The 16,930-nt window shown below is 63.3% G+C and carries 16 protein-coding genes; 7 read left to right on the plus strand and 9 right to left on the minus strand.

Features of this window, described 5'->3' with window-relative positions; genetic code table 11:
• The first annotated feature begins 155 nt into the window (after positions 1-155).
• Positions 156-827: a polysaccharide lyase family 7 protein gene (locus CXQ81_RS30575; protein WP_007922313.1), complete on the plus strand. Its 672-nt coding sequence runs from the start codon at positions 156-158 to the stop codon at positions 825-827.
• Positions 828-993: 166 nt separating this feature from the next.
• Here CXQ81_RS30575 and fba read toward each other — a convergent pair whose 3' ends face one another.
• The 6 genes from fba to tkt all read right to left on the minus strand — a co-directional run bounded on the left by fba (position 994) and on the right by tkt (position 7,397).
• The gene (fba, locus tag CXQ81_RS30580; protein ID WP_003229012.1) at positions 994-2,058 is read right to left on the minus strand and encodes a class II fructose-bisphosphate aldolase; all 1,065 of its coding nucleotides are present in this window, start codon (positions 2,056-2,058) and stop codon (positions 994-996) included.
• A 255-nt stretch (positions 2,059-2,313) separates the two neighbouring features.
• The gene (locus CXQ81_RS30585; protein ID WP_101339337.1) at positions 2,314-2,643 is read right to left on the minus strand and encodes an MliC family protein; all 330 of its coding nucleotides are present in this window, start codon (positions 2,641-2,643) and stop codon (positions 2,314-2,316) included.
• Between the two features lie 60 nt (positions 2,644-2,703).
• The gene (locus CXQ81_RS30590; protein ID WP_007922316.1) at positions 2,704-2,922 is read right to left on the minus strand and encodes a hypothetical protein; all 219 of its coding nucleotides are present in this window, start codon (positions 2,920-2,922) and stop codon (positions 2,704-2,706) included.
• A gap of 31 nt (positions 2,923-2,953) precedes the next feature.
• Complete coding sequence (locus tag CXQ81_RS30595; RefSeq protein WP_101339338.1) at positions 2,954-4,117, minus strand: phosphoglycerate kinase; 1,164 nt, start codon at positions 4,115-4,117, stop codon at positions 2,954-2,956.
• A gap of 42 nt (positions 4,118-4,159) precedes the next feature.
• On the minus strand, positions 4,160-5,215 hold the full coding sequence (gene epd, locus CXQ81_RS30600) for an erythrose-4-phosphate dehydrogenase (protein WP_009045982.1): 1,056 nt from the start codon (positions 5,213-5,215) through the stop codon (positions 4,160-4,162).
• 184 nt (positions 5,216-5,399) lie between these two features.
• On the minus strand, positions 5,400-7,397 hold the full coding sequence (tkt, locus tag CXQ81_RS30605) for a transketolase (RefSeq protein WP_007922335.1): 1,998 nt from the start codon (positions 7,395-7,397) through the stop codon (positions 5,400-5,402).
• A 273-nt stretch (positions 7,398-7,670) separates the two neighbouring features.
• On the opposite strand from tkt, the gene CXQ81_RS30610 reads away from it, so the two are divergent.
• From CXQ81_RS30610 to CXQ81_RS30625, 4 genes are all read left to right on the plus strand, one after another.
• Positions 7,671-8,666, plus strand: coding sequence for a metalloregulator ArsR/SmtB family transcription factor (locus CXQ81_RS30610; RefSeq protein WP_037033913.1), 996 nt, complete (start codon positions 7,671-7,673; stop codon positions 8,664-8,666).
• Positions 8,667-8,685: 19 nt separating this feature from the next.
• Positions 8,686-9,876, plus strand: coding sequence for a methionine adenosyltransferase (metK, locus tag CXQ81_RS30615; protein ID WP_009045984.1), 1,191 nt, complete (start codon positions 8,686-8,688; stop codon positions 9,874-9,876).
• Positions 9,877-10,122: 246 nt separating this feature from the next.
• The gene (gene ligB / locus CXQ81_RS30620) at positions 10,123-11,808 is read left to right on the plus strand and encodes an NAD-dependent DNA ligase LigB (protein WP_101339339.1); all 1,686 of its coding nucleotides are present in this window, start codon (positions 10,123-10,125) and stop codon (positions 11,806-11,808) included.
• Positions 11,809-11,905: 97 nt separating this feature from the next.
• Positions 11,906-12,301 carry a DUF1090 domain-containing protein gene (locus tag CXQ81_RS30625; RefSeq protein ID WP_062824362.1) on the plus strand — a complete coding sequence of 132 codons (396 nt, stop codon included), beginning with the start codon at positions 11,906-11,908 and terminating at the stop codon, positions 12,299-12,301.
• 52 nt (positions 12,302-12,353) lie between these two features.
• Here CXQ81_RS30625 and CXQ81_RS30630 read toward each other — a convergent pair whose 3' ends face one another.
• Positions 12,354-12,803, minus strand: coding sequence for a cytochrome c (locus tag CXQ81_RS30630; protein ID WP_007922344.1), 450 nt, complete (start codon positions 12,801-12,803; stop codon positions 12,354-12,356).
• A 128-nt stretch (positions 12,804-12,931) separates the two neighbouring features.
• Between CXQ81_RS30630 and CXQ81_RS30635 the strand changes: the two genes are divergently transcribed.
• On the plus strand, positions 12,932-14,107 hold the full coding sequence (locus tag CXQ81_RS30635) for a murein transglycosylase A (protein ID WP_009045987.1): 1,176 nt from the start codon (positions 12,932-12,934) through the stop codon (positions 14,105-14,107).
• Positions 14,108-14,155: 48 nt separating this feature from the next.
• On the opposite strand, the gene CXQ81_RS30640 is transcribed toward CXQ81_RS30635, so the two are convergent.
• Positions 14,156-14,542, minus strand: coding sequence for an MAPEG family protein (locus CXQ81_RS30640; protein WP_087089521.1), 387 nt, complete (start codon positions 14,540-14,542; stop codon positions 14,156-14,158).
• Positions 14,543-14,578: 36 nt separating this feature from the next.
• Positions 14,579-15,412 (minus strand): EamA family transporter, encoded by an 834-nt coding sequence (locus CXQ81_RS30645; protein WP_101339340.1) that lies wholly within the window; start codon positions 15,410-15,412, stop codon positions 14,579-14,581.
• A 209-nt stretch (positions 15,413-15,621) separates the two neighbouring features.
• Here CXQ81_RS30645 and CXQ81_RS30650 point away from each other — a divergent pair, with 209 nt between their 5' ends.
• Positions 15,622-16,791: an MFS transporter gene (locus CXQ81_RS30650; RefSeq protein WP_009045990.1), complete on the plus strand. Its 1,170-nt coding sequence runs from the start codon at positions 15,622-15,624 to the stop codon at positions 16,789-16,791.
• Positions 16,792-16,930: the final 139 nt, after the last annotated feature.

Genomic DNA, 16,930 nt, shown 5'->3' on the forward strand with positions numbered 1-16,930 from the left:
GTGGAGGTGTTTTTTTGACAGATGGTTGACGCCAATTATCCGCCGGACGGGCATTAACAAAAGTCCCTTCTACGCTTATAAAGATCGCCTTCAAAAGCGCAGGCTAAAGCCTTTGTCGGCTTTTTTATCCGGCATCAAATCGGGAAGCTTTGACTATGATCGACCTCGCAACCTGGAATCTGAGCATTCCCGAAGGCAGTCCACCGGCGACTATCGACACCCCCCGACTGGTGGATGGCTTCAAGGATCAATATTTCCATTCCGACACCGGCACCCTGTTCTTCTGGTCGCCCGTCACCGGTTCCCGCACCGCCAACGCCATCTACCCGCGCAGCGAGCTGCGGGAAACCTACTCCAACGGCACCCTGAAGAACTGGACCTACCCGGAAGCCGACAACCTGCTCTACGCCACCCTGGCGGTGAACCAGGTGCCGTCCACGGGCAAGATCGTCATCGGCCAGATCCACGCCTACAACAGCACCAAGCCCCTGGTGAAGGTCGAGTACCAGTACAAGACCACCACCCAGAGCGGCAACATAGTCGCCAAGGTCCGCATGCATCCGGACGATACCGATAGCCGGGTGATCATCGTCGCCGAAAACGTGCCGCTGGACCGCGAGTTCTCCTACCTGATCCACCTGAGCCCGGGCGGTGCCCTGGGCGTCAGCGCCGCAGGCTATCAATGGGACACCCAGCTCAGCAGCACCTGGCGCGACAAGCCGCTGTACTTCAAGGCCGGGGTGTACGTGCAGGACAACACCGGCTACACCACCGAAGGCGGCAAGGTGACCTTCTACAAGCTGGATATCGATCACAACGAAACCTGATCTTCTGTAGGAGCGAAGCTTGCCCGCGATAGCGGTCTGCCTGGCGACATCCATGGCGAATGTCAGGCCCTCGTCGCGGGCAAGCCTCGCTCCTGCACGATGAGGTGTTTGCCACAGGCACAAAAAAGCCCGCATCGCTGCGGGCTTTTTCGTTCAACACAAAGGCTTAGTTGACCTTGGCGTTCAGCTCACCTTTGAGGTAACGCTGGAACATCGCTTCCAGGGAGATCGGCTTGATCTTCGAGGCGTTGCCAGCGGTGCCGAAGGCTTCGTAACGGGCGATGCACACGTCGCGCATGGCGGTCACGGTGGCGCCGAAGAACTTGCGCGGGTCGAACTCGCTCGGGTTGGTGGCCATCAGGCGACGCATCGCCCCGGTGGACGCCAGGCGCAGGTCGGTGTCGATGTTGACCTTGCGCACGCCGTACTTGATGCCTTCGACGATTTCTTCAACCGGCACGCCGTAGGTTTCTTTGATGTCGCCGCCGTACTGGTTGATGATCGCCAGCCACTCTTGCGGAACCGAAGACGAACCGTGCATCACCAGGTGGGTGTTGGGGATGCGCTTGTGGATCTCTTTGATGCGGTCGATAGCCAGTACGTCGCCGGTAGGCGGCTTGGTGAACTTGTAGGCACCGTGGCTGGTACCGATGGCGATGGCCAGGGCGTCGACCTGGGTCTTCTTGACGAAGTCCGCGGCTTCTTCCGGGTCGGTCAGCATCTGGCTGTGGTCCAGCACGCCTTCGGCGCCGATGCCGTCTTCTTCACCGGCCATGCCGGTTTCCAGGGAACCCAGGCAGCCCAGTTCGCCTTCCACCGAAACGCCGCAGGCGTGAGCCATGGCCACGGTCTGCTGGGTCACGCGAACGTTGTACTCGTAGTCGGTCGGGGTCTTGCCGTCTTCGCCGAGGGAGCCGTCCATCATGACCGAGGAGAAGCCCAGCTGGATCGAACGCTGGCAGACGTCAGGGCTGGTGCCGTGGTCCTGGTGCATGCACACCGGGATATGCGGGAATTCTTCGATCGCCGCCAGGATCAGGTGACGCAGGAAAGGTGCGCCGGCGTATTTGCGGGCACCGGCCGAAGCCTGGACGATCACCGGAGAGTCAGTCTTGTCAGCTGCTTCCATGATGGCGCGCATCTGTTCAAGGTTGTTGACGTTGAAGGCTGGAACGCCGTAGCCGAATTCGGCTGCGTGGTCCAGCATCTGGCGCATGCTGATGAGTGCCATTGTGTGTATCTCTCCCGGTCGAGGGTCGTTAATCGTGCAAGCCTGCCGTAGCGGCGGCTGCTATTCAAGTGATTGCAGATCGGGGGTCAGCCCGGCCTGCCGATTCGTTACTGCATCAATCTTGCGAGCCGCGCCTATCTCTGTAGGAGCGAAGCTTGCTCGCGATCAGGGTCATCGCATTCAACATTCCTGTTGACGGTTGGATCGCTATCGCGAGCAAGCTTCGCTCCTACGGGTTCAGCATCGGCTCCCGGCCTACGGCGCTTTACAGCCGCGGCCGATCAAATCGTTGGTGGCGACCCAGTAAACCAGGCCTTCGTCACCTTTTTCGTGAAACGCCAGCATGTCGTTGCTGTACAGCGAACCGGAACCGCTCGGCTCCAGCTTCAGGCGATAGACCTGATCGGCCCCGCCCAACCGCACATCGACTTCCTTGCGGCCGCTGTCGGTGTAGCGCCAGACCACTTGCGCCTGGCTGTCGCACACCCAGGTCGTCCAGTTGTCCGTCTCGGCCGGCTTGAACAGGTCGAAGTTGGCGCAACCTGCCAGCAATCCCAGCGCAGCCACGGCGATAAAGCCTTTCATCGGTGTTCCTCGGCTGACGGCCCACGGCCGCCAGCACAACGCGTTATCGAATCAGACCCGTCAAGGGCAACCATGTTCCTTGGCCTTGGCTGGAGTCTCGTACTTGTCCAGACCATCGGGTCCCATGCGCTTGTTGATCACCGGCGCAGTCTCGGCCTGCCAGTCGGCCTGATAGCAACCTCTCTCAGGCTCTCCCGACTCGGGCTCCGACTGGGCAGGCTGACTACCGCAACCGGCCAGCAAGCCCGCGACGATCAACAGCGGTAACGTCTTGACCATATGAACACTCCCTTGCCTGGCCATTGGGGCTTCAGGCCTTGGCCCGGCTTTCCAGGACTTCGACCGCCGGCAGTACCTTGCCCTCGACGAATTCGAGGAAAGCGCCACCACCGGTAGAAATGTAGGAGATTTGCTCGGCCACGCCATATTTATCGATGGCCGCCAGGGTGTCGCCGCCGCCGGCGATGGAGAACGCCGCGCTCTCCGCGATGGCCTGGGCCAGCACCTTGGTGCCGTTACCGAACTGGTCGAACTCGAACACGCCGACCGGACCGTTCCACAGGATGGTCTTCGACGACTTCAGCAGCTCGGCGAAGTTCGCCGCGGTTTGCGGGCCGATGTCCAGGATCATGTCGTCGGCCGCCACCTCGGCAATCAGCTTGACGGTAGCGGTGGCGCTTTCGGCGAATTCCTTGGCCACCACCACGTCCACCGGCAGCGGCACGCTGACCTTGGCGGCAATGGCGCGCGCGGTATCCAGCAGGTCCGGCTCGTACAGCGACTTGCCGACCGGGTGGCCGGCAGCGGCGAGGAAGGTGTTGGCGATGCCGCCGCCAACGATCAGTTGGTCGCAGATCTGGCTCAGGCTGTTGAGCACGTCGAGCTTGGTCGACACCTTGGAGCCGGCGACGATGGCCGCCATCGGCTTGGCCGGGGCGCCCAGGGCCTTGCCCAGCGCGTCCAGCTCGGCAGCCAGCAGCGGGCCGGCAGCGGCGACCTTGGCGAACTTGGCCACGCCGTGGGTCGAACCCTCGGCGCGGTGCGCGGTGCCGAAGGCGTCCATCACGAACACGTCGCACAGGGCGGCGTATTGCCGGGCCAGTTCGTCGGCGTTCTTTTTCTCGCCCTTGTTGAAGCGCACGTTCTCGAACAGCACGATGTCGCCGGACTTGACGTCGACGCCGCCCAGGTAGTCAGCCACCAGCGGCACTTCACGACCCAGGGCACGGCTCAGGTAGTCGGCCACTGGCTTGAGGCTGTTCTCGGCGGAGAACTCGCCTTCGGTCGGACGGCCGAGGTGCGAGCAGACCATCACGGCCGCGCCTTTTTCCAGGGCCAGCTTGATGGTCGGCAGCGAAGCCAGGATACGCGCATCGCTGGTGACAACACCGTCCTTGACTGGGACGTTGAGGTCTTCGCGGATCAGTACGCGCTTACCTTGCAGATCGAGGTCGGACATCTTCAACACGGTCATGGGTCGCAATTCCTGGGTTACTGTTTTTTTGGAAACGGGAAGTTAAGAGACAGCTTTGGGTGCGGCTGTTTGCAGATAGTGTCCTGCAACGTCCAGCATTCGGTTGGCAAAACCCCATTCGTTGTCGAACCAGGCCAGGATGTTCACCAGCCGCGGGCCGGAAACACGGGTCTGGCTGGCATCGACGATCGCCGAATGCGGATCATGGTTGAAATCACAACTGGCGTGCGGCAACTCGGTATAGGCCAACAGGCCCTTGAGCGGACCGCTGGTGGCGGCCTCGCGCAGGATCCGGTTGACTTCGCCGGTGTCGGTATCGCTCACGGTCTGCATCGTGATGTCGAGGCAGGACACGTTGACGGTCGGCACGCGCACAGCTTTGGCCTGAATTCGCCCGGCAAGTTCCGGCAGCAGCCGTTCGATACCGCGCGCCAGACCAGTGGACACCGGGATCACCGACTGGAACGCCGAACGGGTGCGGCGCAGGTCTTCATGGTGATAGGCGTCGATCACCGGCTGGTCGTTCATCGCCGAGTGGATGGTGGTGATCGACACATATTCCAGACCGATGGCCTGGTCCAGCAGGCGCAACAGCGGCACGCCGCAGTTGGTGGTGCAGGACGCATTGGACACCAGCAGCTCGTCACCGGTCAGGCAGTCCTGGTTGACGCCGTAGACGATGGTGGCGTCGACATCCGCCTCGCTGGCCATCGGCTGGGAAAACAGCACCCGCGGCGCACCGGCGTCGAGGAAACGCTGGCCGTCTTCACGGGTGTGATAGGCGCCGGAGCATTCGAGCACCAGATCGACGCCCAGGGACGCCCAATCGATGCCTTCGGGGGTGGCACTGCGCAGGACCTTCACGCAGTTGCCATTGATATGCAGACAGTCGCCGTCGACCTTCACTTCGCCGGGAAACCGGCCATGGGTGGAGTCGAAGCGTGTCAGGTATTCCACGCTGGCCATGTCGGCCAGATCGTTGATCGCGACAATCTCGAACCCGGCCGCAGCCCCCCGTTCGAACAGGGCACGCAAGACACAACGACCGATCCGGCCGTAGCCGTTGAGTGCAACTTTATAGGGACGCGGTTGAGGCATGGGGTTCTCGTTAGCCGACAACTTCATGAGCGATACAAAACCATTGTAGGAGCGAGCTTGCTCGCGATGGGCTTCAGGACGACGCGGTTATCCAGATAGCCAGCGTTATCGTTGACGACCATCGCGAGCAAGCTCGCTCCTACAAAGTGATGCGGCGACCAGAGGCCGCCGCATTCGCGCTTTTTTAGTCTTCCAGCAGCTCTTCGGCCTGACCCAGGATGTTTTCCAGGGTGAAACCGAACTCTTCGAACAAGGCCGGCGCAGGCGCCGACTCGCCGTAAGTGGTCATGCCGATGACGCGACCTTCCAGGCCGACGTACTTGTACCAGTAGTCCGCGTGCGCGGCCTCGATGGCGATACGCGCGCTGACCTGCAGCGGCAGGACCGACTGCTTGTAGCCGGCGTCCTGGGCATCGAACACGCTGGTGCATGGCATGGACACCACGCGCACCTTGCGGCCCTGCTCGGTCAGTTTGTCGAAAGCCTGCACCGCCAGGCCGACTTCGGAACCGGTGGCGATCAGGATCAGCTCAGGCTCGCCAGCGCAGTCCTTGAGCACGTAGCCGCCGCGGCTGATTTCGGCGATCTGCACGGCATTGCGGGTCTGATGCTGCAGGTTCTGGCGGGAGAAGATCAGCGCAGAAGGACCGTCCTTGCGCTCGATCGCGTTTTTCCAGGCCACCGCCGATTCCACGGCATCGGCTGGACGCCAGGTGTCGAGGTTCGGGGTGCAGCGCAGGCTGGCGATCTGCTCGATCGGCTGGTGCGTCGGGCCGTCTTCGCCCAGACCGATGGAGTCGTGGGTGTAGACATGGATCACGCGCTGCTTCATCAGGGCCGACATGCGTACCGCGTTGCGCGCGTATTCCATGAACATCAGGAAGGTCGCGCCGTAAGGCACCAGGCCGCCGTGCAGGGCCACGCCGTTCATGATGGCGGTCATGCCGAACTCGCGAACGCCGTAGTACATGTAGTTGCCGCTGGCGTCTTCGGCGCTGACACCCTTGCAGCCTTTCCACAGGGTCAGGTTGGAACCGGCCAGGTCGGCCGAACCGCCGAGGAATTCCGGCAGCAGCGGGCCAAACGCGTTCAGGGCGTTCTGGCTGGCCTTACGGCTGGCGATGGTTTCGCCCTTGGCCGCGACTTCGGCGATGTAGGCATCGGCCTTCTCGGAGAAGTCAGCCGGCAGGTCGCCGCTCAGGCGACGCACCAGCTCGTTGGCCAGCTCGGGGAACTCGGCGGAGTAGGCGGAGAAACGCTGGTCCCACTCGGCTTCGACGGCGCGACCGGCTTCCTTGGCATCCCATTCGGCATAGATGTCGGCCGGGATTTCGAACGGGCCGTGGTTCCACTTCAGCGCGGCGCGGGTCAGGGCGATTTCCTCGGCACCCAGTGGCGCGCCGTGGCAGTCTTCCTTGCCTTGCTTGTTCGGCGAACCGAAGCCGATGGTGGTCTTGCAGCAGATCAGGGTCGGCTGCTCGCTTTTGCGCGCGGTGTCGATCGCGGTCTTGATCTCTTCCGGGTCGTGACCGTCGACGTTGCGGATCACCTGCCAGTTGTAGGCTTCGAAACGCTTTGGCGTGTCGTCGGTGAACCAGCCTTCGACTTCGCCGTCGATGGAAATGCCGTTGTCATCGTAGAAGGCAATCAGCTTGCCCAGGCCCAGGGTGCCGGCCAGGGAAGCGACTTCATGGGAGATGCCTTCCATCATGCAGCCATCGCCCAGGAACACGTAGGTGTGGTGGTCGACGACGTTGTGGCCAGGACGGTTGAACTGCGCCGCCAGGACCTTTTCCGCCAGGGCAAAGCCCACAGCATTGGCCAGGCCTTGGCCCAGCGGGCCGGTGGTGGTCTCGACGCCCGGGGTATAGCCGAATTCCGGGTGGCCCGGGGTGCGGCTGTGCAGCTGGCGGAAGCTCTTCAGGTCGTCGATGGTGACGTCGTAGCCGGTCAGGTGCAGCAGCGAGTAGATCAGCATCGAGCCGTGGCCGTTGGACAGGACGAAGCGGTCACGGTCGGCGAAGGATGGATTGCTCGGGTTGTGCTTCAGATAGTCACGCCAAAGTACTTCGGCGATATCAGCCATCCCCATAGGGGCGCCGGGATGGCCGCTGTTGGCTTTTTGCACGGCATCCATGCTGAGGGCACGAATGGCGTTGGCACGCTCACGACGGCTTGGCATCGCTGATCTCCTGGGGGTTATCTAAGTCGGGTTGAATAAAAACGAATCGGAAAAAGGCGTGCATTTTCCCTCAGCCGGTAGGCGGGGGCAATGACAGATAATGACTCTGGCGCGTTTTTCCGGTCGATAAAGGGGCAATCGCCTGATGAAACCATTCCGCAGTTCGTTTGTAGAACACAGGGACCTGCGTTAAGTGCCATCTATCGACCAATATCAAAACTTTTTGATATTGGTCTTGCGAGGTTGGGGGTGCGTCACTAGACTGCTGGCCTTATGAATTTACGCGCGCCCTCCATGAACCATGACGACTGCGACGAGCTGGCAGCCCTGTGCAAGGCCGGCGGCGACCCGCTGCGGCTGAATGTATTGCGCGCGCTGGCCAACGACTCGTTCGGCGTACTGGAACTGGCACAGATCTTCGCCATCGGCCAATCCGGCATGAGCCACCACCTGAAGGTCCTGGCCCAGGCCGACCTGGTGGCAACCCGCCGCGAAGGCAACGCGATCTTCTACCGGCGCGCCCTGCCCCACACCGAACTGCTGGGCGGCAGGCTGCACGCCGCCCTGCTGGATGAAGTGGACAACCTGACGCTGCCCGGCGAAGTGCAATCGCGTATCGGCCTGGTGCACCGCCAGCGGGCGGCCGCCAGCCAGGACTTTTTCTCACGGGTCGCGGAGAAGTTTCGCGCCCAGCAGGACCTGATCGCAGGACTGCCCCAGTACCGCGAAAGCGTGCTGGCACTGCTCGACAAACTGAACTTCACGGACACCGCCACGGCCATCGAAGTCGGCCCCGGGGATGGCAGTTTCCTGCCGGAACTGGCCCGTCGTTTCGCCCGGGTGACCGCGTTGGACAACAGCCCGGCCATGCTCGAACTGGCACGCCAGGTCTGTGAACGCGAAACGCTGGCTAACGTCAGCCTGCAATTGGCCGATGCACTGAATGGCGTGAGCCTGGCGGCCGATTGCGTGGTGCTGAACATGGTCCTGCACCATTTCGCCGCGCCGGCCGATGCGCTCAAGCGCCTGGCCGGCTTGCTGCAACCGGGCGGCAGCCTGTTAGTGACAGAGTTGTGCAGCCACAACCAGAGTTGGGCCAGGGAGGCCTGCGGTGATCTCTGGCTGGGGTTTGACCAGGATGATCTGGCCCGCTGGGCCACCGCTGCGGGACTGGTTCCCGGAGAAAGTCTGTATGTAGGTTTACGTAATGGTTTCCAGATCCAGGTCCGCCACTTTCAGCGACCGGCTGGCGACACTCACCATCGGTAAATTTTAGGAAACCGTCGAGATGAGCGAATACTCCCTTTTCACCTCCGAGTCCGTGTCTGAAGGGCATCCGGACAAAATCGCCGACCAGATTTCCGATGCGGTGCTGGACGCCATCATTGCCCAGGACAAGCACGCCCGCGTAGCGGTGGAAACCCTGGTCAAGACCGGTGTGGCCATCGTCGCCGGCGAAGTCACCACCTCGGCCTGGGTTGACCTGGAGCAGATCGTTCGTGACGTCATCACCGACATCGGCTACACCAGCTCCGACGTCGGTTTCGACGGCGCGACCTGCGGCGTGATGAACATCATCGGCAAGCAGTCCCCCGACATCAACCAGGGTGTCGACCGCGCCAAGCCTGAAGACCAGGGCGCCGGCGACCAGGGCCTGATGTTCGGCTACGCCAGCAACGAAACCGACGTGCTGATGCCGGCCCCGATCACCTTCTCGCACCAACTGGTGCAGCGCCAGGCCGAAGCCCGCAAGTCCGGCCTGCTGCCGTGGCTGCGTCCGGATGCCAAGTCCCAGGTCACCTGCCGCTACGAAGGCGGCAAGGTGGTCGGCATCGACGCCGTGGTCCTGTCGACCCAGCACAACCCTGACGTGTCGTACAAAGACCTGCGCGAAGGCGTGATGGAACTGATCGTCAAGCACGTGCTGCCGGCCGAACTGCTGTCCAAGGACACCCAGTTCCACATCAACCCGACTGGCCAGTTCATCATCGGCGGCCCGGTCGGCGACTGCGGCCTGACCGGTCGCAAGATCATCGTCGACAGCTACGGCGGCATGGCCCGTCACGGCGGCGGCGCGTTCTCCGGCAAGGACCCATCGAAGGTCGACCGTTCGGCCGCCTATGCCGGTCGTTACGTGGCCAAGAACATCGTCGCCGCCGGCCTGGCCGAGCGCTGCGAGATCCAGGTGTCCTACGCCATCGGCGTGGCGCAACCGACTTCGATCTCGCTGAACACCTTCGGCACCGGCAAGATCAGCGACGACAAGATCATCAAGCTGGTGCGCGAAGTGTTCGACCTGCGTCCGTACGCGATCACCACCATGCTCGACCTGCTGCACCCGATGTACCGCGAAACCGCGGCCTACGGCCACTTCGGCCGTACCCCGCAAACCAAGACCGTGGGTGATGACACCTTCACCACCTTCACCTGGGAAAAGACCGACCGCGCCGAAACCCTGCGCGCCGCTGCCAACCTGTAATCCCGGCAGCACTTACCCAAGCCCCGCACGGTTCGCCTTGCGGGGCTTTTTTGTAGCTGAAGGTTTCATGATTTGCAGGGCGCTCCTACGGGGTCAGCCTGATTCCCAGGGGTATCAGCCGGCTCGCGAAAAAACCGGCGCATCGTCCAACCAGCCCGCGAAATACCCGGCAATCCATACGCCCTTTCTCCCTCCCGCCCACCCCTCTAGCCTGCAGCCTGACTCCCCCGAGCAAGGATGCTCCCCATGCCCTACAGAGCCACGCTATTGGCCGCAATCCTCCTGAGCGCCATCGCCCTGCCAAGCGTCGCCAGCTCGTGCCCCGACTGGGCACCTGCCCAGGCGCAAACCGAAACGGCCACCCTGCAACAGCAAATCAATCGCTGGGACGACAGCTACCACCGTGAAGGCCTGTCGCCGGTGACTGACGAGCTCTACGACCAGTCCCGCGCCCGGCTCGAACATTGGCAAAGCTGTTTCCCCACCGTCAGCGCAGACCGCGCCAACCCGCTACGCACCGCACGCGGTACTGTCCCGCACCCCATTCCCCATACCGGCGTGGAGAAACTGGCCGATGAAAGTGCCGTACGCCAGTGGCTCGCCGGCCGCGAGGAGGTCTGGGTCCAGCCCAAGATCGACGGCGTGGCCGTGACCCTGGTCTATCGCCAGGGACGCTTCCAGCAAGCCATCAGCCGCGGGGATGGCCTTCAGGGCCAGGACTGGACCGGGCCCGCGCAACTGATAAGCGCCATCCCCAAACGCCTGCCCGAACCGCGGGACCTGCTGCTACAGGGCGAGCTCTATTGGCGCCAGAACGATCACATACAGGCCAAGGCCGGCAGCCTGAATGCCCGCGGCCAGGTCGCCGGCCTCTTGGCGCGCAACCAGCTGGAGCCTCGGCAAGCCAGCCGGATCGGCCTGTTCGTCTGGGACTGGCCCCAAGGCCCGAGCACCCTGGCGCAGCGCCTGGCCGGCCTCAAGGCCCTGGGGTTTGCCCACAGCAGCGAGTACAGCCAGCGCGTCAGTACGTTCGCCGAGGTCCGGCACTGGCGAGAGCACTGGTATCGCTCGGCCCTGCCCTTCGCCAGCGATGGCATCGTCCTGCGCCAGAGCCGACGCCCAGAGGCGCAACGCTGGCAGGCCAAGGCGCCCTACTGGATCGCCGCATGGAAATACCCGTTCGCCCAGGCCCTGGCCAGGGTGCGCAAGGTCGACTTCAAGATCGGCCGCACCGGCCGGATCACCCCGATGCTCGAACTGGAGCCGGTCCTGCTCGACGACCGGCAGATCAGGCGGGTCAGCGTCGGCTCGCTGCCGCGCTGGCAAAAGCTGGATATCCGCCCTGGCGACCAGGTGTCGATCAGCCTCGCCGGCCTGACCATCCCGCGCCTGAACGCGGTGATACTGCGCACGCCCCAGCGTGTTCCGCTGCAGGTTCCGGATGCCTCGGCCTTCCATGCGCTCAGTTGCTGGCACCCCCTGCCCGGCTGTGAGAGCCAGTTCCTCGCACGCTTGACCTGGCTGAGCGGAAAATCCGGGCTGGACCTGCCCCATGTCGGCGCCGGCACCTGGGAGAAGCTGGTGGACGCCGGACTGATCAACGGCTTGGTCGATTGGTTGACCCTTGAACCTGCAGAGCTTGCTAACATTACCGGCCTTGGCGAACGCAGCATCGCGCGTTTGCTGAGCAGCCTGCACAGCGCCCGCCGACAGCCGTTTCATCGCTGGCTCAAAGCCCTTGGACTGCCACCGACCGGCGACGCCAGGCTCGAAGATGGCTGGGCGGCGCTGGCGGCCAGAACCACCGAACAATGGCAGGCCCAAAGCGCTATCGGCCCGGGACGCGCCGCTCAGTTGAGCGCCTTTTTCCGCGATCCGCAGGTCCTGGCCGTGAGTGAAGAATTACGTGCCGCCGGAATCGAAGGCTTCTGAGGCTTTTACAGCCGGCGGCGTTGAACCCCGGGGACGCAGATGGCTCAAACAGCCCGTCGCCCCACTCCTGCTATTCATCTTTTCACATGGAGCCTTTATGAAATTTCTTGCACCGCTCACCCTCTTCGCCGCATTCGCCCTGACAACCCCAGCCCTGATGGCCGCCGAGCAGGCCCCGGAACTCACCGGCTGCGCCGCCAAGCGCCAGGCCATCAGCACCCAGCTCGAACAGGCCAAGGCCCACGGCAACAGCGAACAACAGGCCGGCCTGGAAAAAGCCCTGAGCGAAGCCACCGCGAACTGCACCGACGCCTCGCTGAAAAAGGAACGCGAAAACAAGGTGCTGGACGCCAAGCATGAAGTCAGCCGGCGCCAGACCGACCTGGACAAGGCCATGAAAAAAGGCGACGCCGAGAAGATCAACAAGCGCAAGGACAAGCTGGCCGAGTCCCGCAAGGAATTGCAGGAAGCCCTCGACGAACTGGACAAGTAAGTTCGAGCCGCTGCGGCAGATGTGCCCGCCGCAGACACCTCAGGCGACAGGATCAGTGATCGCGAAACTCTTTATGGCAGGCGCTGCAGGCATCTTCGACTTTCTGTACCGCCGGCCCCAGGTTGCTGGCCTTGTACGGCTGGACCTTGCTGGCGATGACCAGTTCACCGGTGGCCGCCTCGAGGGTGCGGGCCAGTTCCTGGAAACGTGCCTGCTTCTGCCAGACATCGTCAGTCGCGCTGCTGTGCTCCTGTTCCTTGACCTGCGGGAAGTGCTTCCAGGGTTCGTGGGACAGGTTGTCCAGCTTGATCGCGCCTTCGGTAAAGCGTGGGCCGTCGAACGGGATACGCCCACGGAGCATGCCGCCCAGGTCTTCACCGGTCTTGAGCATCTGTTTGAAGATCGCCTTGCGCTGACCCAGCGGGGAGTTCGGATCGACACCGCCGCAAGCGGACAACGTCAGGCAGGCCAGCAATACAACAGAGAGTCTTTTAAGCGTCATGGTGGCTTCGGGTCACGGGAAACGGCCGCCAGTATCCTCGCCTGTCCGGCAAAGACCAATAGCCCTATTAACAATATGGATTGCCTGACGTTGCCATGCGCCCAGGCAAGCCACAAAGGAAGTACCCAATGAACACCCGTTTCAAGCTGTGGCGTCGACACCTGGCCTGGGCCTTGCCGACCGCGATCCTGCTGGCCGGATGCAATGGCGGCGAAGTCGGCAAGCCACCCCAGCCTCACGCCATCGCCACCTATACCAGCGCCAGCTGGGAAACCTTGCCCACTGTGTCCGACGACGACCTGCTGGCCGGCTTCGGTTCCTGGCGCAGTGCCTGCACCCGGCTGAAAGCCGACCCGGTGTGGGGCCCGACCTGCGCGACGGCGGCCAATGTGCCGCTCACCGCCCTCGATGTCCGCAGCTTCCTCAAGCAGCACCTGGACGTCTACGGCCTGCGCTCGGCCAGCGGCAGCAGCAACGGCCTGATCACCGGCTACTACGAGCCTGTCTATCCGGGCAGCCTGACCCAGACCCAGGCCGCGTCAGTACCGGTCTATGGCGTGCCGGAAGACATGATCATCGTCGCCCTCGACAGCATTTATCCCGAACTCAAGGGCAAGCGCCTGCGCGGCCGCCTCGAAGGCCGGGTGCTGAAACCCTACGACGATGCCGCGACCATCGAGACCAAGGGGGTCAAGGCGCCGGTAATCGCCTGGCTGACCGACCCGATGAACCTGCAATTCCTGCAGATCCAGGGCTCGGGTCGTATCCAGCTGGAAGACGGGCGCCAGTTGCGCATCGGTTATGCCGACCAGAACGGCCACCCGTACCGTCCCATCGGCCGCTGGCTGGTGGATCAGGGCGAACTGAAGAAAGAAGACGTGACCATGGGCACCATCGCGGCCTGGGCCAAGGCCAACCCCAATCGCATCCCGGAACTGCTGGGCAGCAACCCCAGCTACGTGTTCTTCAACCGCAACCCGGACAGCAACGAAGGCCCGCGCGGCTCGCTGAACGTACCGCTGACGTCCGGCTACAGCGTGGCGGTGGACCGCAAGGTGATTCCGCTGGGCAGCCTGTTGTGGCTTTCCACCACCCGGCCCGATGGCAGCAGCCTGATCCGCCCGGTGGCGGCGCAAGATACCGGTGGCGCGATCGCCGGCGAAGTTCGCGCCGACCTGTTCTGGGGCACCGGCGACGCGGCCGGGCAACTGGCGGGAGACATGAAACAACAGGGCCAGATCTGGATGCTCTGGCCCAAGGGCGCCACGCTGCCGAAAGTGCCTGAAGTCACCGACAGCAAATAGCCCTGGCGCCGCTGCCGCCTCGTCGAGAGGCGGCGGCAGTGACGAAGGTCAGATCGAAACGAAGAAGAAGCTGGCAATCAGCGCGACACCAACGAACCACACCAGCGACCGCAGGATCGCCCAGTCCGCCAGGTAGCAGATGATGTACAGCAGGCGGCTGGTGATGAACAACACCGCCAGCACATCGATGGTCACCAGTTCGGCGACGTTGGCGATGTGGGCAATGATCACCCCCGCGGCAAAGGCCGGGGTCACTTCAAAACTGTTGAGCTGCGCCGCTTGCGCCCGCCGGGCGAAACCCTCGAGGGTTTCGAGGTAGGCCCGCGGGTCATGGTTCTGCCGCAGGCCAAAGTTACCCCCGCTGAACTTGGCGATGCTGTTGCACAGGTACGGCAGGAAGATGGCGATCAATACACACCAGAAAGCGACGGTCATGGCAGAGTCCTTTTTAAAGTCATGAGGGGAGCGGGGTCAGAACTTCATCACCAGCATGCCGATCAGCACCAGCCCACAAGCTAAGAGCCGAGGGCGGCCGAAAGGTTCTTTCAGGTAACGCATACCGAACAACACCACCAGGATCACGCTGATTTCCCGCAGCGCCGCCGCCTCGGCGATCGATCCCAGCTGCATGGCCCACAGCACCAGAGCGTAGCTGAACAATACGCAGAATCCGACGCTCAACCCCAGCCTCCATTGTTCGCGCCAGAACAGGCTGAAGGCCGCACGCTTGCGCAGCAGCGCCAGCAACGGAAAGGGCCAGGCGCTGAGCAGCGTCACCCACACCAGGTAATCCAGCGGATGGGACCAGCGGCGCAATGCCTGGCCGTCGATAAAGGTGTAGCAACCGATGCACAGGCCGATCAGCGCCACCACCGGCAACATCGACCATGGCAGGCGGTCGCCGCCACCGCCCTGCCACAGCAGGCACAGCATGCCGAAAGGGATCAACAGGATGCCGAGGATCTGCTGGGGGCTGAGCACCTCGCCCGCGAAGATCAGGGTCAGGGCCAGCACCACCAGGGGCGAAAGACCGCGCATCAATGGGTAGACCAGACCCAGGTCGCCGACTCGATAGGCCTGGATCAGCAGGTAGCGGTAGAGCAACTCGAAAACCGCCGACGCCAGGATCCACGGCCAGATCTGCAGCGGCGGCCACTCGACGACCCCCAACATCAATGCCACGAACAACAAGGCGACGCTGTCCATGCAGGCCACCACCAATAACCGTTCGCCACTGAATTTGATCAGGGTATTCCACGCCGCATGCAGCAGCGCCGCCACCAGAACCAGAGTTGTCGCCAGCACCTCACACTCCCTGTTTGCGATAAGAGAATCGATTCACCTAAGGGCCTCGGCTGTCTATACTGACGCCGACCACGCCGCACTCAGTTGCGCATATCTATTCCCATAACTCCTGCCGCTGCCCGATCCGCCGGACCTGATCCGATGGAGGAGCAATGCCGGCATGCGTATGCCTGATCAGGGCGTCAAGACTACAGACAGAGAATCCTCGCATGCCACTCGCCTTGCTCGCACTGGCTGTTGCCGCCTTCGGCATCGGTACCACTGAATTCGTCATCATGGGCCTGCTGCCCGATGTCGCCCGCGACCTGTCCGTCAGCATTCCCCATGCCGGCCTGCTGATTACCGGTTACGCCCTGGGCGTGGTGTTCGGCGCGCCGATCCTCGCCGTCGGCACCGCCAACATGCCGCGCAAGGCCACGCTGCTGGGCATGACCCTGATGTTCATCCTCGGCAACGTGCTCTGCGCGCTGGCGCCGAACTACGCCACGCTGATGGCCGCGCGGGTGATCACCGCGCTGTGCCACGGCGCGTTTTTCGGCATCGGCTCGGTGGTCGCCGCCAGCCTGGTGGCGCCGAACAAACGCGCCCAGGCGATCGCCATGATGTTCACCGGCCTGACCCTGGCCAATGTGCTCGGCGTGCCGCTGGGCACGGCACTGGGGCAATACGCCGGCTGGCGCTCGACCTTCTGGGCGGTGTCGGTGATCGGGGTGCTCGCCGCCATTGCCCAGTGGTTCTGGCTGCCCCGGCACATCGCCATGGACAAAGCCAACCTGGCCAGCGAGTTCAAGGTCCTGGGCAAGACCAACGTGCTGCTGGCCCTGGGCATGAGCGTGCTGGCCTCCACCAGCCTGTTCAGCGTCTTCACCTATATCGCGCCGATCCTGCAGGACGTCACCGGCGTCAGCCCCCATGGCGTGACCATCATGTTGCTGCTGTTCGGCGTCGGCCTGACGGCCGGCAGCATGCTCGGCGGCCGCCTGGCCGACAGCCGCCTGCTGCCATCGCTGGTGGCCATGGCGCTGGCCGTGGTGCTGGTGCTGGCCGCGTTCAGCCAGACCAGCCACCTGCTGATCCCGGCGGCGATCACGTTGCTGCTGTGGGGGATTTTCGCCTTCGCCCTGTGCCCGATCCTGCAATTGCTGATCATCGACCAGGCCCATGAGGCTCCCAACCTGGGCTCGACCCTGAACCAGAGCGCCTTCAACCTGGGTAACGCCGCCGGCGCCTGGATCGGCGGCCTGGTCGTCGCCAGCGGCGCCGACCTGGCCGACCTGCCGTGGACCGGCGCACTGGTCGGCGGACTGACGGTGCTGACCGCGCTGCTGTTCATTCACCTGCAACGTCGCCAGGCGGCCGCGATCAATGTATCCGGCTGAGCCTCGACGAGCGTGCGACTGACCCACGGTCGCCTGCAGAACCGCGCACTGTCCGACCGGCTCACCGACAGAAGAATCTGAACTTTCCTTGTCGGTGTGCCCCGGGCCGCCAGCGGCCCATCAAACCCTTGCCCGATGG

Source organism: Pseudomonas sp. 09C 129 (assembly GCF_002843625.1).
In the GTDB taxonomy this organism is placed as follows: Bacteria; Pseudomonadota; Gammaproteobacteria; order Pseudomonadales; family Pseudomonadaceae; genus Aquipseudomonas; species Aquipseudomonas chlororaphis.

Coding starts and splice junctions, on each gene's coding strand:
- CXQ81_RS30575 (WP_007922313.1), top strand. CDS start 156: ATGATCGACCTCGCAACCTGGAATCTGAGCATTCCCGAAGGCAGTCCA.
- fba (WP_003229012.1), bottom strand. CDS start 2,058: ATGGCACTCATCAGCATGCGCCAGATGCTGGACCACGCAGCCGAATTC.
- CXQ81_RS30585 (WP_101339337.1), bottom strand. CDS start 2,643: ATGAAAGGCTTTATCGCCGTGGCTGCGCTGGGATTGCTGGCAGGTTGC.
- CXQ81_RS30590 (WP_007922316.1), bottom strand. CDS start 2,922: ATGGTCAAGACGTTACCGCTGTTGATCGTCGCGGGCTTGCTGGCCGGT.
- CXQ81_RS30595 (WP_101339338.1), bottom strand. CDS start 4,117: ATGACCGTGTTGAAGATGTCCGACCTCGATCTGCAAGGTAAGCGCGTA.
- epd (WP_009045982.1), bottom strand. CDS start 5,215: ATGCCTCAACCGCGTCCCTATAAAGTTGCACTCAACGGCTACGGCCGG.
- tkt (WP_007922335.1), bottom strand. CDS start 7,397: ATGCCAAGCCGTCGTGAGCGTGCCAACGCCATTCGTGCCCTCAGCATG.
- CXQ81_RS30610 (WP_037033913.1), top strand. CDS start 7,671: ATGAATTTACGCGCGCCCTCCATGAACCATGACGACTGCGACGAGCTG.
- metK (WP_009045984.1), top strand. CDS start 8,686: ATGAGCGAATACTCCCTTTTCACCTCCGAGTCCGTGTCTGAAGGGCAT.
- ligB (WP_101339339.1), top strand. CDS start 10,123: ATGCCCTACAGAGCCACGCTATTGGCCGCAATCCTCCTGAGCGCCATC.
- CXQ81_RS30625 (WP_062824362.1), top strand. CDS start 11,906: ATGAAATTTCTTGCACCGCTCACCCTCTTCGCCGCATTCGCCCTGACA.
- CXQ81_RS30630 (WP_007922344.1), bottom strand. CDS start 12,803: ATGACGCTTAAAAGACTCTCTGTTGTATTGCTGGCCTGCCTGACGTTG.
- CXQ81_RS30635 (WP_009045987.1), top strand. CDS start 12,932: ATGAACACCCGTTTCAAGCTGTGGCGTCGACACCTGGCCTGGGCCTTG.
- CXQ81_RS30640 (WP_087089521.1), bottom strand. CDS start 14,542: ATGACCGTCGCTTTCTGGTGTGTATTGATCGCCATCTTCCTGCCGTAC.
- CXQ81_RS30650 (WP_009045990.1), top strand. CDS start 15,622: ATGCCACTCGCCTTGCTCGCACTGGCTGTTGCCGCCTTCGGCATCGGT.